A 14,442-nucleotide genomic window follows, 5' to 3' on the forward strand; every position below is an offset into this window, starting at 1 on the left:
TGACGGCCTAGCTGGCCAGCCCCGGCTCGTCCAGAAGGTGGCGGCCCGCCTTGTCCTCCACCTCGATGACCCAGAGGTCGGGATCGAAGCGGCGCTGTCTGGCGATGGAGGCGTCGACCTCGGCCTCGTCGCCATCGGTCAGAACGACCCAGGCCCGGTCGCCGGTCATCAGGTCGAAGGACCGCTGGAAGCAGACGGCACGGCCGTCCAGCGTGTTGAGCTTGACGAGGACCGCGCCCGCGGTCACGTCGCCCTTGCGCACGACGAAGGCGGGAATGTCTGCCAGGCGCAGTCGCGTCAGGTAGGCCGAGACCCAGAAGCCCGACGTCAGCCGCGTCACGGGTCCCACCATATCCATAGGGGACGGGCGCCGTCGTCGGTCTCGACGGTGACGCTCGATTCCTGGTCAGGCGGAACGCCATCGAGAAGCCCCAGGAGGTCGCGAAGGTCGTCCAGCTCGATGGCAAGCGACAGCGTGCCGTCCGCCCGACCGGCGCTGGTGCCGACGGTGATAAGGACGTCGGGGTGCAGGACCCGCGACCACGGCAATGGATCCTCGATCCTGCCGCCGAACCGCAGGCGGTGCGCGTCGCCGAGACGGAGCGGAGCCAGGCGCTGCCTCAGCCGAAGACGCGCCTCGGCGTTGGCCGCGCGCAGGTGATAGCCGAAGTATCCGCGCGAGGGCCGCTCGTAGCTCCAGAGCGCCACGTCGCGGTGCGCGGACTGTTCTGTCACTCCGACCCGTCCCGGAAGTCGAGGCCCATCTCGGAATAGCGCTCGGCCTCGTCCTGCCAGTTCTCGCGCACGCGGACGGTCAGGAACAGGTGGACGGGCCGTTCGAGAAAGGCCGAGATCTCCGCCCGCGCCAGTTGTCCGATCGTCTTGATCGTCTCGCCCCGTTTGCCGAGGACGATGCCCTTGTGGCCGTCGCGTCCGACGTAGACGACCTGGTCGATCCGTGTGCTGCCGTCCTTGCGGTCTTCCCAGGCTTCGGTCTCGACCGTGAGCTGGTAGGGAAGTTCTTCGTGCAGGCGCAGAGTCAGCTTCTCGCGCGTCATCTCGGCCGCGATCATGCGCATCGGCATGTCGGCGATCTGGTCTTCGGGATAGAACCACGGGCCTTCCGGCACGGTCTCCGCCAGCCACTTGCGCAAGTCGGCGACGCCAAAGCCCTTTTCGGCCGAGATCATGAAGGTCTTCTCGAACGAGAAGCGCTCGTTCATGTCGCGCGTCAGGTCGAGGAGGACGGGCGCCTCGACGCGGTCGATCTTGTTGATGGCGAGCGCCACGGTGCGGCCCTGGCCGATCTCGGCCAGACGCTCGAGGATCGCCTCGACGCCGGGCGTCACGCCGCGGTGCGCCTCGATCATCAGGACCACGACGTCGGCATCGGCAGCCCCGCCCCAGGCGGCGGCGACCATCGCGCGGTCAAGCCGCCGGCGCGGGCGGAAGAGGCCCGGCGTGTCGACGAAGACGATCTGGCTCTCGCCCTCCATCGCGATGCCGCGGATGCGGGCGCGGGTGGTCTGGACCTTGTGGGTGACGATGGACACCTTCGCGCCGACCATGCGGTTCAGAAGCGTCGACTTGCCGGCGTTCGGCTCTCCGATCAGGGCGACGAATCCGGCGCGGGTGGGCATGTGGGCAAGGGTCCGGGCTGAGGGCGTGTCCTTCGCGGTCTAGCGGGATTGCGCGCGTCTTGCCAGCCCTCAGCCGCCGACGGCGAGGCGCTTCAGCGCACGGTCGAGGGTGTCGAGGTCGACGGGCTTCTGGATCAGTTCCATCCCCTCTTTTGCGCATCGCTCGGCAACCTGAGGCGCGCGGTTGGCGGTCAGCATGCACAGGGGCACGCCGGGCAAGCCCGCGCGGAGGCGATCGAGACCGTCGAAGGCCGTCGTGCCGTCGCCGAGTTGATAGTCGACGAGGCAGACGTCGGGCAGAAGGTCGAGGTCGGCGACGAGGGCGAGGGCCGCTTCGATGCCGGGCGCGTCGATGACGTGATGTGCCCGCCGGCCGAGCGCGAGTTCGAGAGCTTCGCGCAGTTCGTCGTCGTCCTCGATCAGAAGGACGAGGCGGCCGGTATCGGCGACGTGGCTTATGGCCTGCGTCTGGCGCATGACGAAGGGGGGCACGGCAAGCGGGGCGGTCACGCTGAAGGTCGATCCGCGCCCCACCTCCGAGCGGAGGCCGAGGGGATGGCCGAGAAGCGCGCAGGCCCGGTCGACGATGGCGAGGCCGAGGCCAAGCCCTTCGGACGCGGAGGCGCGGGCGTCGAGGCGGTGGAACTCCTTGAAGATCTCCTCCTGGCTCTCCTCGGGGATGCCGGGGCCGGTGTCGTGGACCTCGATCCTGACCGTGCCGCCGCGGTGGCGCACGCCGACGAGGACTTTGCCTGACGGCGTATAGCGGATCGCGTTACCGATCAGGTTCTGCACGATGCGGCGGAAATAGGTACGGTCGCTTTCGACCCAGGCCGAGCTGCCGACCACCCGGAGGTCGAGACCCTTGGCGGCGGCCGCCGGGGCGAACTCCGCGCGAAGCTGGGCGAGAAGCCGCGTCAGATCGACCGGACCGACCTCGAAGGTCTCGACCGTTTCCAGCTTCGAGATGGCGAGAAGCGACTCGATCATGCTTTCGACGCTTTCAAGCGCGTTCTGCGTCTTCGCGGCGATGCGGGCGGTGTCGCCGTCGGGGGCCTCGGCCAGCGAGGACACGAAGAGCTTCGCCGCCGACAGGGGCTGGAGGAGGTCGTGGCTCGCCGCCGCGACGAAACGGATCTTCGAGGCGTTGGCCCGCTCGGCGGCGGTCAGGGCGTCTTCGAGATCGAGCGTTCGCTCGACGACGCGGCGCTCGAGCGTTTCCTTCGCGCGGCGAAGCTCGGCGGCGGCGCGGCGTTCCTGCGTCATGTCGCTGAACGACACCACGAAGCCCCGGTCCGGCATCTCGCGGGCGTCGACCTTGAGGACGATGCCCGGCGGGTGCGTCATCTCGTAGGCGAGCGGCGGGCGGGCGCCCTCGATCGCGATCCAGTCGGCGATGGTCGGCCCGCCGGCCGGTCGCAGGTCGAAATGGGCAGCCTGCTCGAGAAGCGACGACAGGGGCGTCCCCAGCCGCAGGGCGGCGAGCGGCATCCCCAGAAGCTCGGCGGCCCGGTTGTTCCAGCCCATCAGCACGCCGGCGTTGTCGAAGATGCACACGCCCTGGTCGAGGTGTTCGAGCGTGGCGCCGATCAGGCGGGACTGGTTGTCGAGGATGCGCGATCTCTCGCGACGCTCGATCCGCATGATGTCGGTCACGTCGGTCTGAAGCACGACGGTCTGGCCCGCCTCGGTCCGGTGCTCCGAGATCTGGACCCACCTGTCGCCGGTGATCGAGACGTTGAAGACGATGTGGTCGTCGCGGTGGCGGGCGCGGCGGCGGTCGGCCCACTGCCGGGGGGTCTGGCCGGCGGGAAGGTTCAGGAAGCGCGAGCGGCTGGCGCGGTCGATGTAGTCCTCGAACGACAGGCCGGTGCGGAGGTGTTCGCGGATGTCCGGCATGAACATCGCGAAGCGGCTGTTGCAAAGGACCAGGAGATCGTCCTCGTCGAAGAGGCCGAAGCCTTCGCGGACCGTCTCGATGGCATCGGTGAGGGTGTTGCGCGCGGCCTCGGCCGACCGGATGGCGCCGGAGAGCTGCGCGTTCGACTGGTTCAGGAGGTCGAGCGCCGTTTCCAGTTCCCGCGTGCGGGTGCGGACCTGGTCCTCAAGCATGACCGCGCGCTGAAAGTGCTCGTAGGCCGCGCCGCCGTCGTTCGTCACCTGCTCGACCCGGCGCATCAGCACCTCGGTGATCTTGAGGAGCTTCTCGTTCTGCCGCTCGATCGAGTCGGCGGCGTTCATCACGAGGCCCCGCATCAGCCGGCCTCGGGCGGATAGATGGCGACCCCCGTCATGGTCTGGTTGACGTGCATGCCCCCCATCTGCTCGCCGTAGGTCGAGAAGCCGATGACGCCGTGGCGGGCGAGGATGTCCGACACCTCGCGCGTCAACTGCTTCTCCTGCGCCTCGAGCCGTCGGAGGATGCAGTCGCAGGCGATGATCGCGTCCGGCGTGACGTCCTGCGACAGGGCCGCGAGTTCGCGTTCGAGGTGCGTGCCCATGTGTTCGGTGTCGGCCAGCGACAGGACGAGGCCTTCCTCGATGGCAGAGAAGAACACCAGCTCCTCGCGGTCCTTGACCTGCTGGATGGCGCGAACGTGGTGCTTGCCGCCGAAGCGGACCGCGACGGGGTGCGCGGCGAAGGTGAAGGTGTCGAGTTGTTCGGGGTCCTTGCCGAGGATGCGGGCGTATTCGCGCGCGGCGGGTTCGGCATTGATTTCACGCACCACGCGGCGCTTGGGGTCGGCGCCGGTGACGACCATGCGGTGCTCGGTCGGGATCAGGTGGTCGAGGCTGAAGACGCGGATCCGGCAGTCGGTGCGGAAGTAGGTGAGGACGGCGGCGTTCGAATAGACCTCGCCGCCTATGGCGACCGAGGTGGAGCGGAAGCGGGTGCCGTCGCCCGCCGAGCCGCCGAAGAGCGGCACGGGGCCGAGCGCGTCGGAACAGGCGGCGGCGACGCGGTCCTCTGCCAGCGACAGGCCGTCGACGAGCAGGAAGGCGAATTCGTTGTTCCAGCCCGGCCGCTCGACCGTCAGGCGGGCGCGGCGGCGGATCATGCCGGACACGAGGTCGACCTTGTCGATCTCGTCGACGGGATGCAGGAGCACGCTTTCGGCAGCGAAATGGTCCGAAGGAAAGCCGAGAAGGACGATGCGGTTCTCGGAATAGCCGGCCCGGCCGATCTCGCCCGCCGTCGTGCAGCCGATCACGGGCGTCTCGCCGAAGGTGCGGGCCGCCTCGGCCATGACGGCGGCGATATCGGCAGTGGGGCAGACGAAGAGGATCACGAGGGCGAGTGGCGTCTCGACCGACGCGGCGCGCGCGCGACGGAGGCCGGCCCGGTCGCCGACCTCGAATTCCTGGACGAAGAGGCCCCTGCGCGCCTGACCCGCGGCGTCGGCGGACCCTCTGCCGCTGTCCATTCCGTCCTCCCCGTATGAATTCGGCTAGTGTGCTGGTGCGTCAGCGGTCGTGCAACATCTTCCCGAAGTTCGCCTCCTGCGCGATCAGGACCGCCTGCGTCCGGCTCTGGACGCCGAGCTTGCGCATGATGGCGGTGACATGCGCCTTTACGGTCGCCTCGGCGATGGCGAGGTCGAAGGCGATCTGCTTGTTCAGCTTGCCCTCGCAGATCAGCTCGAGGATTTTCATCTGCTGGCGCGTCAGCTGGCCCATGCGTTCGAGCGCGTCGAGGCGGCGCGTCTCGCCCGGGCTCTCGTCGGCATCTGCGGCCACGCCTTCGGGCAGGTGGACGCCGCCGGCGGCGATGGTGCGGAAGGCGGATTGGAAGACCTCGCGCGCGCTGTGCTTCGGCACGAAGCCCGAGGCGCCGGCGCGGATGGCGGCGCGCATCATGGCAGGATCCGAGATCGAGGACACGACGATGACGGGCACATCGCCCGCGGCCTTCTTCAGGCGCAACAGCCCGTCGAGGCCGCTTACGTCGGGAAGGTTCAGGTCGAGAAGGATGATGTCGGGCGGCGCCGACGTGTCGAGCATGTCGATGGCGGTGCCAAGGTCGGGCGCGTCGCGCACCGTGTCGACGCCGACAACCATGCGGAGCGTCATCGAGAGCGCGTCGCAGAACAGCGGGTGATCGTCGATGATGAGCGTGTTCCGCAAGACGCGCAGGCCTTCCGTGGCGACAGGATACCGGGGTGAGGTTAGCACAATGGGATCCTTGTCCAACACGTCTCTTGGTCGGCACCGGGCAAACGAAGATTTGGCAGCCGCGTCGTTCGTCGACGATAGCCTGACCCTTCTGCCCCCCGAGCGGTGACGCAATGCCCCCAAAGGTCGCATATCGCGGACCGCGCATGATCCGTAGTCTGGCCGCGAGAAGGACGATATCGCCATGAAGCTTTCTGAAGAACGGCAGATCGCCGCCCCGCCGGAGAAGGTGTGGGAGGCTCTTCTGGATCCCGACATCCTGAGGCAGTGCGTTCCCGGCTGCGAGTCGATGACCGGCAACCCCTCGGAGGGGTTCGAGGCCGTCGTCACGCAGAAGGTCGGCCCCGTGAAGGCGACCTTCAAGGGTCAGGTCAAGCTTCAGGACATCGTCGAGGGACAGAGCCTGAAGCTGGTCGGCGAAGGCAAGGGTGGCGCTGCGGGCTTCGCCAAGGGCGGCGCCACGGTGCGGCTCGAGCCGCAGGACGGCGGTACCCGGCTGATCTACGACGCCGAGGCCAGCGTGGGCGGAAAGCTCGCGCAGCTCGGCAGCCGGATCATCGACAGCTTCACGAAGCGGCTGGCGGACCAGTTCTTCCAGCGCTTCCAGGAGACCGTCGAGGCCGGGCAGGTGGCGTCCGCCGCCCCTGTCGAGGCCTCGTCCACGGCAACTGCCGCGACGGCGAACGCGACGCCCGCCGAGCAGGAAACCGCCAAGAAAAAGGGATTGCTCGGCCGTATCTTCGGCTAGGATCGAGACTCTGAGGGAGGAGAAGACATGAAGATTTCGATGACCGTCAACGGCAAGGAGGTCGCCCGCGAGGTCGAGGACCGCCGCCTGCTTGTCGACTACCTGCGCCAGGACCTGGGCCTGACCGGCACGCACGTCGGCTGCGACACCAGCCAGTGCGGCGCCTGCGTCGTCCATGTCGACGGCGAGCCGGTCAAGGCCTGCACGATGCTGGCGGCTGACGCCGAGGGCGCGCAGGTGAAGACAATCGAGGGCATGGCGGGCAAGGACGGGACGCTTCACGCGATCCAGGCCGCCTTCCAGGAGCATCACGGGCTTCAGTGCGGTTTTTGCACCCCGGGCATGATCATGTCGGCGGCGGCGCTCCTCAAGGAGAACCCGAAGCCGAACGAGCACGAGATCCGCGAATATCTCGACGGCAACATCTGCCGCTGCACCGGCTACCACAACATCGTCAAGGCGATCATGGCGGCCTCCGGCCAGCCGGTCGCGATCGCGGCCGAGTGAGGCCCAGAGGGAGGAGACAGGCGACATGCCCAAGGATTCAGTGATCGGCACATCGACCAAGCGCCGCGAGGACAAGCGCTTCATCACCGGCCGCGGTCAATACACCGACGACATCGTGCTGAAGGACCAGACCTATGCCGCCTTTGCGCGCTCCGACGTGGCGCACGGCAAGATCGTGTCCATCGACACCTCAGCCGCCGAGGCGATGCCCGGCGTGCTGGCGGTCTTCACCGGCGAGGACTTCGCCGAGGTCGGCGGCAATCCCGCAGGCTGGCTGATCCACAGCCGCGACGGCACGCCCATGACCGAGCCCAAGCGGCCCGTTCTGGCGCACGGCAAGGTCCGTCACGTCGGCGACGCCTACGCAGCCGTCATCGCCGAGACCGCCGAGCAGGCTCGCGACGCCGCCGAGGCGATAGACGCGACCATCGAAGAGCTTCCGGCCATCGTCGACCTTCGGCAGGCGGCGTCCGACACGTCGAACCGCGTCCATGACGAGGTCGCGTCGAACGTCTGCTTCGACTGGGGTTGGATCGAGGATAACCGCGCCGCCGTGGACGAGGCCATCAAAGGCGCTCCGCACGTCACGACGCTGGAGTTGCGCAACAACCGCCTGTCTCCGAACCCGATCGAGCCGCGCTGCTCGATCGGCGACTTCAATCCGGGGACCGAGGATTACACGCTCTACACCACCAGCCAGAACCCGCACCTGACGCGGCTTCTGGTCTGCGCCTTCGTCATGGGCATCCCCGAGAACAAGCTGCGCGTGGTCGCTCCCGACGTGGGCGGCGGCTTCGGCTCGAAGATCTATCACTACGGCGAGGAGGCTCTCGTCCTTGCCGCCGCAAAGCGGATCGGGCGGCCCGTCAAGTGGACCTGCTCGCGCAGCGAGGCCTTCCTCACCGACGCGCATGGCCGCGACCACGTCACGAAGATCGAGCTGGCGACCGATTTCGACGGCAACTTCATCGCCGTGCGGACCGAAACCTTCGCGAACCTCGGCGCCTATCTGTCGAACTTCGCCACCGCGACGCCGACCTTCCTGCACGGCACGCTGATGGCGGGCAACTACACCGTCCCGAACGTCTACGTGAACGTGAAGGGCGTCTTCACCAACACCGTGCCCGTCGACGCCTACCGGGGCGCGGGCCGGCCCGAGGCGACCTTCAGCCTCGAGCGCGTCATCGACAAGTGCGCCCGCGAGTTGGGCATCGACCCCATCGAGATCAGGCGCAAGAACTACATCAAGCCGCACCAGTTTCCCTACACCACGCCGGTGGCGCTGGAATACGACACCGGGGACTATGACGCCGTCATGGACCGGCTGGAGGCGATCGCCGACCTCTCTGGCTTCGAACGGCGGCTGAACGACAGCGCCTCGCGCGGCAAGCTGCGCGGCCTCGGGATCTCGTCCTACATCGAGGCTTGCGGCATCGCGCCGTCGAACCTCGTGGGCGCGCTCGGGGGCCGTGTCGGCCTTTATGACGCGGCGACGGTGCGGGTGAACGCCACCGGCACGATCAGCGTCATGGTCGGCGCTCACAGCCACGGCCAGAGTCACGAGACGACCTTCCCGCAGATCGTGGCGGACCGGCTTGGCATCGACGAGAGCAAGATCGAGATCGTCCACGGCGACACGGCGAAGATTCCCTTCGGAATGGGCACCTATGGCTCTCGCAGCCTTGCGGTCTGCGGCTCGGCCGTGGTCCGGGCGACCGAAAAGATCATCGCCAAGGCCAAGCTGATCGCAGGTCACATGATGGAGGCGGGCGACGCCGAGGTCGATTTCGAGGACGGCGTCTTCTCGGTCAGGGGCACGAACAAGAACGTGCCCTTCGGCGACGTTGCGCTGAAGGCCTATATCCCGCACGACTTCCCGCTCGACAGGATCGAGCCGGGGCTCGAGGAGACAGCCTTCTACGATCCGGCCAACTTCACCTATCCGTCAGGCTGCTATGCCTGCGAGGTCGAAGTCGATCCGGGCACCGGCAAGGTCGAGGTCATGTCCTTCGCCGCGGCCGACGACTTCGGCAACGTCATCAACCCGATGGTCGTCGAAGGCCAGGTCCACGGCGGCATCGCCCAAGGCATCGGTCAGGCGCTGATGGAGAACGCGGTCTACGACGAGAACGGCCAGCTTCTGTCGGCGAGCTACATGGATTACACCATGCCGCGCGCCTACGACGTGCCGATGTTCAAGGTCGACCATTCGGCCAACACACCCTGCACGCACAACCCGCTTGGCGTGAAGGGCTGCGGCGAGGCGGGCGCCATCGGCTCGCCGCCGGCGCTGGTCAACGCGGTCATCGACGCGCTTCAGCGCGCCGGCCGGTCGAGCGTCACCCACATCGACATGCCCCTGACGCCCTCGCGCGTCTGGGACGCGATCCACAACAGCTGACAAGGGCAGAAGGAGAGACATCATGTACAACTTCGAATTCCAGAAGCCCGGTTCCATCGAGGATGCGGTCGCGGCCCTCCGCCACGAGGACGCGATGCCTCTCGGCGGCGGACAGACGCTTCTGCCCACGATGAAGGCGCGGCTTGCCTCGCCGACACGGCTCGTGAGCCTGGGCGGAATCCCCGGCATGAAGGGTGTTTCGTCTTCGGGCGACACGCTGATCGTCAAGGGGGGCACGACCCACGCCATCGTGGCGCGGGAGGCCGGGGGGGTCTTCCCCGGACTGGCGCAACTTGCGTCGCACATCGGCGATGCCGCGGTCCGCAGCCGCGGCACCATCGGCGGCTCGCTGGCCAACAACGATCCCGCGGCCTGCTATCCCGCCGCGGCCTTGGGCACGGGTGCCACGATCAAGACGGACCGGCGCGAGATCGCCGCCGACGAGTTCTTCCAGGGCATGTTCTCGACCGCTCTGGACGAGGGCGAGATCATCACCGAGGTGCGTTTCCCGATCCCGCAGGCCGCGAACTATCAGAAGTTCCTGCAGCCTGCCTCGCGCTTTGCCATGGTCGGCGTCTTCGTCGCCCGTTTCGCCGACGGCGTACGGGTCGCGGTCACGGGTGCCGGCAACGACGGCGTGTTCCGCTGGAGCGAGGCCGAAAGCGCGCTGTCGTCGAACTTCTCGGCGGATGCGCTGGCGGGCCTGTCGGTGTCAGCCGACGACATGATCGCCGATATCCACGGCTCGGGCGCCTATCGCGCGCACCTCGTCAAGGAGTTGACGGGCCGCGCGGTTCTGGCCGCGAGCTGACAGCGACGGGACTTGTGGAGAGGGGCCGCGTTCGGCAGGCGCGGCCCTTCTTCGTTCAGGCGGCGGGAGATCAGCTCATTGCAGCCGCCGGTCAGCGCTGCGTCATGGGGCAGGTTCGAAACCCGAAGAGCGAATAAATCGGGCACCACCCTATCAGCCCGGTCAGAAGCGGCACGACGCCGATCCAGCCCCAGGGGGTTTGCGGCCCGATGAAGACGAGGGAGATCAGGCCGATACCGACGATGATCCTGAGAATGCGGTCGAGCGAGCCTTCGTTGCGTGTCATTTTCCAGCCTCCTGTGCATGACGACGAGAAGGCTAGGATCGCACGGGACGCGTGTCGGTGACTTTGTCACAGGTCAACTGGCTCAGGGCCGGTCGGGCAGCCCCGCGATGATCTTGTCGGGCGTCATGGGGAAGTCCCTTACGCGGACACCGCAGGCGTTGAAGACCGCGTTTCCGATCGAGGCGGCCGCCCCCGAAATCCCAAGCTCGCCGATGCCCTTCGCCTGAATGGGATTGGCTTGGTCGTCTCGGGTGTCCTCGAGGAGAATGGCATCGAGCTGCGGGACGTCGAGGTGGACCGGGACATGGTACTCGGCAAGGTTGTGATTGACGATCCGCCCATCCCGGGGGTCGTGCATGAGTTCTTCGGTCAGCGCGGATCCGATGCCCCAGATCATGGCGCCGTGGCACTGGCTTTCAGCAGTGAGCCGGTTCAGGACGCGACCGATCGAGAAGATGCCAAGCATTCGGCGGACACGAACCTCGCCCGTGTCGGCGTGAACGCCCACCTCGGCGAAGTGCGCGCCGTATCCGGCGATGGCGAAGTCGTCGGCGGTGTCACCCGGCTTGACGTGACCCTCGGACGTCTGGGGCAGCCCCGCGAAATCGGCGAGCGACATCTGGACGTTGCCGCCCGTGGCGACTCCGTCGCGAAGGGTCAAATCGGCTGGAGACACGTCGAGTTTGTCTGCGATCCACTCCCTCAGACCCTTGCAGGCCAGGAAGACCGCCGATCCACAGGACTGCGCGCCGAAGCTCCCGCCAGAGCCGCTGGACTTGGGCAGGTCTGAATCGCCGATGCGAACCCGGACCTTTTTGGCGGGAAGGCCCAGCATCTCGCCGGCGATCTGGGTGAGAATGGCATAGGAGCCTGTACCGATGTCGGTCATGTCGGTCTCGACAAGCGCCGTGCCGTCGGACTGGAGAGTCACGCGGGCGACGGATTCCTCCATTTGGTTGGTCCGCACGGCTGATGCGACACCCATGCCGATCCACCAGTCGCCGTCGAGCCGCTGCGCCGCCGGGCGGCGTCCGTCCCATCCGAAGCGCGCTGCGCCCTCGCGCAGGCAGCGCTCGAGCCCCCGCTCGGAATAGGGCAGGCCATCCGCCGGGGTTGTCTCACGCATGTTCATCACGCGGAGTTCGATGGGGTCGATGCCCGTCGCCTCGGCAAGTTCGTCCATCGCGCATTCGAGGGCGATCATGCCGACGGCCTCGCCGGGAGCTCTCACCGAGCCCGTGCCGGGGCGATGGATGCGGGCGACTTCGTGCGTGAAGCGGCGGTTCTCGCCGCCGTAGAGGAAGTGGGTGCCTTGGGCGACGGGTTCGGAGAACGCCTCGCCCGGCAGGTTCGAGACCCTGTCTTCATGCGCGAGGGCGGTCATCCTGCCGGACGCATCGCAGCCGAGCCTGATGCGCTGCGTGGTCTCGGACCGGCGAAGGGTCATCTGGAACACCTGATCGCGGCCCATGACGACGCGGACGGGCCGCTTCAGTTCGCGCGCCGCGTGAGCTGCCGCGACCGCCTCCGGCGCGATGCCGAGCTTGCTGCCGAACCCTCCGCCGACATAGGGGGCGAGGATGCGGACGTTGTCTTCGGACATATCGAGCGCGTCGGCCAGTTCGGCCAGGTTGTGCTTCAGCATCTGGTAGGAGCCGTGAAGGGTCAGGCGTCCATCCTTCCACTCGGCGACCGAGGCATGAGGTTCCATCGCCGCCGAGGTATGAGGGGCCGTGGCATAGGTGACGTCTATCGCTGTCGCCGCGTCGCGGAGGGCACCTTCGAGGTCGCCCGTGTCGCTCTGGCTTTTCTTCGGTTTGTCGACCGTCGAGGCGGTCGCGGGCTCGACTTCGGCGTCCTCTTCTTCATACGTCACCGTCATCGACTGTGCCGCCGCGCGCGCCTGCTCGAATGTCGAGGCGACGACCAGGGCAATCGGCTGGCCGAAGTAATGGACCTCGGGCAGAACCTGCGCGGGCGCCTCGCCTGCCTGACCTTGAGCGGGGTTGCGGACAAGGGGATCGCCGTTGAAGACGGCCAGCACGCCCTTCATCGCCTTGGCGCCATCGCTGTCGATGTGGCTGACCTTGCCTTTCGTGATCGTGGCGCGGACGAGGACCCCGGTTGCGAGGTTGTCGGGCAGATGCTCGGCGGCATAGGCGGCCCGTCCGGTGACCTTGAGTGCTCCCTCCGGGCGTGACAGGCGGGTGCCGAGGAGGCCCTGCGACATCGCGTCGAGAAGGCGAGGCTGTGCCTTGTCCATCGTAAGCTCGGTCGTCTGGTCGGGGGATTGGTCAAGGGACATCAGGCCTGGCTTTCGCTGAGTTCGCGCATCGCTCGGCGCAAGGTGCGGCGGGCAAGGAGGATCTTGAAGTCGTTGTCGCCATGCCCCTCGGCCTCGCTGAGAAGGGCGTCGGCGGCGGCTTCGGCGGCATCGAGGGGCGATTTGCCCTCCAGCACGGCGTCGACGGCATCCGTCCGCCAGGGTCGGGGCGCGAGGCCGCCAAAGGCGAGCCGACCGGAGACGACGCGCCCGCCGTCGAACCGAACGATGGCGGCGACGGACACGAGGGCGAAGGCGTAGGACGCGCGGTCGCGGACCTTCACGTACCCTTGCGTGCCTTCGGGCGGCGCGGGCAGGGTGACATGGGTGATGACGTCGCCTTCTTCGAGACAGGTCTCGATATGCGGCGTGTCGCCCGGCAGGCGATAGAAGTCGTCGAGCGGAACGGCACGCGTGCCGTTCAGGCCTTCGATCTCGACCTGAGCCCCCAGGGCCATCATCGCCACCGCCATGTCGGATGGATGTGTGGCGATGCAGTGGGGCGACGTGCCCAGGATACCGCAGACGCGGTTGCGCCCTTCGAGAGCGGCGCAGCCGGTCCCGGGTTCGCGTTTGTTGCAGGCGGCAGCCGTGTCGTAGAAATAGGGGCACCGCGTCCGCTGGAGAAGATTTCCGCCCGTCGTCGCCTTGTTCCTGAGTTGCCCCGTCGCCCCCGAAAGAAGGGCGCGGGACAGGACGGGATAGCTTTTACGGACAATGGGGTGCACGGCGAGGTCCGAGTTCGTGACCAGCGTGCCGATGCGAAGGCCGCCATTGCTTTCTTCGATGCCATCGAGCCCTGTCCGCGTGATGTCGACGAGTGCCGACGGCGTCATCACCTGAAGCTTCATCAGGTCCAGAAGGTTCGTTCCGCCCGCGATGACGGTCGCCCCCTTGGCTGTGTGGCGGGAGGCTTCGGCGACGTCGCCTGCGCGCGCGTAGTCGAAGGGCTTCATTCCGCCGCCATCCCGCGCGCGTCGCGCACTTCGGCAATCGCCTGACGGATGCGAGGGTAAGCCGAACACCGGCAGAGGTTGCCGCTCATGCGTTCGGCGATCTCTTCATCCGTAAGGTCCGGGTCTGTCTCGAGCGAGCGGGAGATATAGGAGGGCCAGCCGTCCTCGGCCTCTTGCAGCATCGCGGTTGCGCTCATGATCTGCCCCGGCGTGCAATAGCCGCATTGGAAGCCATCGTTTCTAACGAAGGCATCCTGAAGCGGGTTGAGCGCGTCCGGGCTTCCCAGACTTTCAATCGTCGTGATCTCGTCACCGTCGTGCATGACCGCCAGCGTGAGGCAGGAATTCACCCGCCGCCCGTTCAGCAGGACGGTGCAGGCCCCGCATTGCCCGTGGTCGCAGCCCTTCTTCGTGCCGGTGAGGCCCAGATGATGCCGAAGCGCGTCGAGGACCGTGACCCTGGGGTCAAGATCCAGCCTGTGATCGGTGCCGTTGATGCTGAGCGTGACGTCCATGCTCTTCCCCTCATTCCGCCCTGGCTCAATGTCCCGGGCAGGCAAAGGTTCCGACCGTGGTCGGAGGAGCGAGTAACTCCGT

General features: G+C 67.3%; 14 protein-coding genes. 4 read left to right on the forward strand and 10 right to left on the reverse strand.

Going from position 1 to position 14,442, the window contains the following annotated elements:
* Positions 1 to 7: 7 nt before the first annotated feature.
* The 6 genes from C8D95_RS04145 to C8D95_RS04170 form a co-directional block, all read right to left on the reverse strand.
* The gene (locus C8D95_RS04145) at positions 8 to 340 is read right to left on the reverse strand and encodes a DUF1491 family protein (protein WP_241239811.1); all 333 of its coding nucleotides are present in this window, start codon (positions 338 to 340) and stop codon (positions 8 to 10) included.
* A complete protein-coding gene (locus tag C8D95_RS04150; RefSeq protein ID WP_109757839.1) occupies positions 337 to 735 on the reverse strand; it encodes a hypothetical protein in 399 nt (132 codons plus the stop codon). Before C8D95_RS04150 ends, C8D95_RS04145 begins: the two co-directional genes overlap by 4 nt.
* Positions 732 to 1,640 (reverse strand): GTPase Era, encoded by a 909-nt coding sequence (gene era, locus C8D95_RS04155; protein WP_109757840.1) that lies wholly within the window; start codon positions 1,638 to 1,640, stop codon positions 732 to 734. Before era ends, C8D95_RS04150 begins: the two co-directional genes overlap by 4 nt.
* 69 nt (positions 1,641 to 1,709) lie before the next feature.
* Positions 1,710 to 3,896 (reverse strand): PAS-domain containing protein, encoded by a 2,187-nt coding sequence (locus C8D95_RS04160; RefSeq protein WP_109757841.1) that lies wholly within the window; start codon positions 3,894 to 3,896, stop codon positions 1,710 to 1,712.
* Complete coding sequence (locus C8D95_RS04165) at positions 3,896 to 5,065, reverse strand: FIST N-terminal domain-containing protein (RefSeq protein WP_109757842.1); 1,170 nt, start codon at positions 5,063 to 5,065, stop codon at positions 3,896 to 3,898. Before C8D95_RS04165 ends, C8D95_RS04160 begins: the two co-directional genes overlap by 1 nt.
* A gap of 40 nt (positions 5,066 to 5,105) precedes the next feature.
* Positions 5,106 to 5,813 (reverse strand): response regulator, encoded by a 708-nt coding sequence (locus C8D95_RS04170; protein WP_282957624.1) that lies wholly within the window; start codon positions 5,811 to 5,813, stop codon positions 5,106 to 5,108.
* Between the two features lie 184 nt (positions 5,814 to 5,997).
* Between C8D95_RS04170 and C8D95_RS04175 the strand changes: the two genes are divergently transcribed.
* The 4 genes from C8D95_RS04175 to C8D95_RS04190 are packed head-to-tail and all read left to right on the forward strand — an operon-like array spanning position 5,998 to position 10,280.
* A complete protein-coding gene (locus C8D95_RS04175; RefSeq protein ID WP_109757844.1) occupies positions 5,998 to 6,561 on the forward strand; it encodes an SRPBCC family protein in 564 nt (187 codons plus the stop codon).
* Positions 6,562 to 6,588: 27 nt separating this feature from the next.
* The gene (locus tag C8D95_RS04180) at positions 6,589 to 7,068 is read left to right on the forward strand and encodes a (2Fe-2S)-binding protein (protein WP_109757845.1); all 480 of its coding nucleotides are present in this window, start codon (positions 6,589 to 6,591) and stop codon (positions 7,066 to 7,068) included.
* 25 nt (positions 7,069 to 7,093) lie between these two features.
* Positions 7,094 to 9,469 (forward strand): xanthine dehydrogenase family protein molybdopterin-binding subunit, encoded by a 2,376-nt coding sequence (locus C8D95_RS04185; protein ID WP_109757846.1) that lies wholly within the window; start codon positions 7,094 to 7,096, stop codon positions 9,467 to 9,469.
* A gap of 22 nt (positions 9,470 to 9,491) precedes the next feature.
* The gene (locus C8D95_RS04190; RefSeq protein ID WP_109757847.1) at positions 9,492 to 10,280 is read left to right on the forward strand and encodes an FAD binding domain-containing protein; all 789 of its coding nucleotides are present in this window, start codon (positions 9,492 to 9,494) and stop codon (positions 10,278 to 10,280) included.
* A gap of 91 nt (positions 10,281 to 10,371) precedes the next feature.
* Here C8D95_RS04190 and C8D95_RS04195 read toward each other — a convergent pair whose 3' ends face one another.
* The 4 genes from C8D95_RS04195 to C8D95_RS04210 form a co-directional block, all read right to left on the reverse strand.
* Entirely contained in the window at positions 10,372 to 10,566 is a 195-nt protein-coding gene (locus C8D95_RS04195) for a YgaP family membrane protein (RefSeq protein WP_109757848.1), read from the reverse strand.
* 82 nt (positions 10,567 to 10,648) lie between these two features.
* Entirely contained in the window at positions 10,649 to 12,829 is a 2,181-nt protein-coding gene (locus tag C8D95_RS04200; RefSeq protein ID WP_109757979.1) for a xanthine dehydrogenase family protein molybdopterin-binding subunit, read from the reverse strand.
* A gap of 41 nt (positions 12,830 to 12,870) precedes the next feature.
* Positions 12,871 to 13,845, reverse strand: coding sequence for an FAD binding domain-containing protein (locus C8D95_RS04205; RefSeq protein WP_109757849.1), 975 nt, complete (start codon positions 13,843 to 13,845; stop codon positions 12,871 to 12,873).
* Positions 13,842 to 14,360 carry a 2Fe-2S iron-sulfur cluster-binding protein gene (locus C8D95_RS04210; protein ID WP_109757850.1) on the reverse strand — a complete coding sequence of 173 codons (519 nt, stop codon included), beginning with the start codon at positions 14,358 to 14,360 and terminating at the stop codon, positions 13,842 to 13,844. Before C8D95_RS04210 ends, C8D95_RS04205 begins: the two co-directional genes overlap by 4 nt.
* Positions 14,361 to 14,442 lie beyond the last annotated feature (82 nt).

The organism is Silicimonas algicola, assembly GCF_003148765.1.
In the GTDB taxonomy this organism is placed as follows: domain Bacteria; phylum Pseudomonadota; class Alphaproteobacteria; order Rhodobacterales; family Rhodobacteraceae; genus Silicimonas; species Silicimonas algicola.

Excerpts from the sequence above, each read along its gene's own strand:
- C8D95_RS04200 (WP_109757979.1), bottom strand. The coding sequence starts at position 12,829 with ATGGACAAGGCACAGCCTCGCCTTCTCGACGCGATGTCGCAGGGCCTC.
- C8D95_RS04185 (WP_109757846.1), top strand. The coding sequence starts at position 7,094 with ATGCCCAAGGATTCAGTGATCGGCACATCGACCAAGCGCCGCGAGGAC.
- C8D95_RS04190 (WP_109757847.1), top strand. The coding sequence starts at position 9,492 with ATGTACAACTTCGAATTCCAGAAGCCCGGTTCCATCGAGGATGCGGTC.
- C8D95_RS04205 (WP_109757849.1), bottom strand. The coding sequence starts at position 13,845 with ATGAAGCCCTTCGACTACGCGCGCGCAGGCGACGTCGCCGAAGCCTCC.
- era (WP_109757840.1), bottom strand. The coding sequence starts at position 1,640 with ATGCCCACCCGCGCCGGATTCGTCGCCCTGATCGGAGAGCCGAACGCC.
- C8D95_RS04195 (WP_109757848.1), bottom strand. The coding sequence starts at position 10,566 with ATGACACGCAACGAAGGCTCGCTCGACCGCATTCTCAGGATCATCGTC.
- C8D95_RS04165 (WP_109757842.1), bottom strand. The coding sequence starts at position 5,065 with ATGGACAGCGGCAGAGGGTCCGCCGACGCCGCGGGTCAGGCGCGCAGG.
- C8D95_RS04160 (WP_109757841.1), bottom strand. The coding sequence starts at position 3,896 with ATGCGGGGCCTCGTGATGAACGCCGCCGACTCGATCGAGCGGCAGAAC.
- C8D95_RS04210 (WP_109757850.1), bottom strand. The coding sequence starts at position 14,360 with ATGGACGTCACGCTCAGCATCAACGGCACCGATCACAGGCTGGATCTT.
- C8D95_RS04180 (WP_109757845.1), top strand. The coding sequence starts at position 6,589 with ATGAAGATTTCGATGACCGTCAACGGCAAGGAGGTCGCCCGCGAGGTC.
- C8D95_RS04175 (WP_109757844.1), top strand. The coding sequence starts at position 5,998 with ATGAAGCTTTCTGAAGAACGGCAGATCGCCGCCCCGCCGGAGAAGGTG.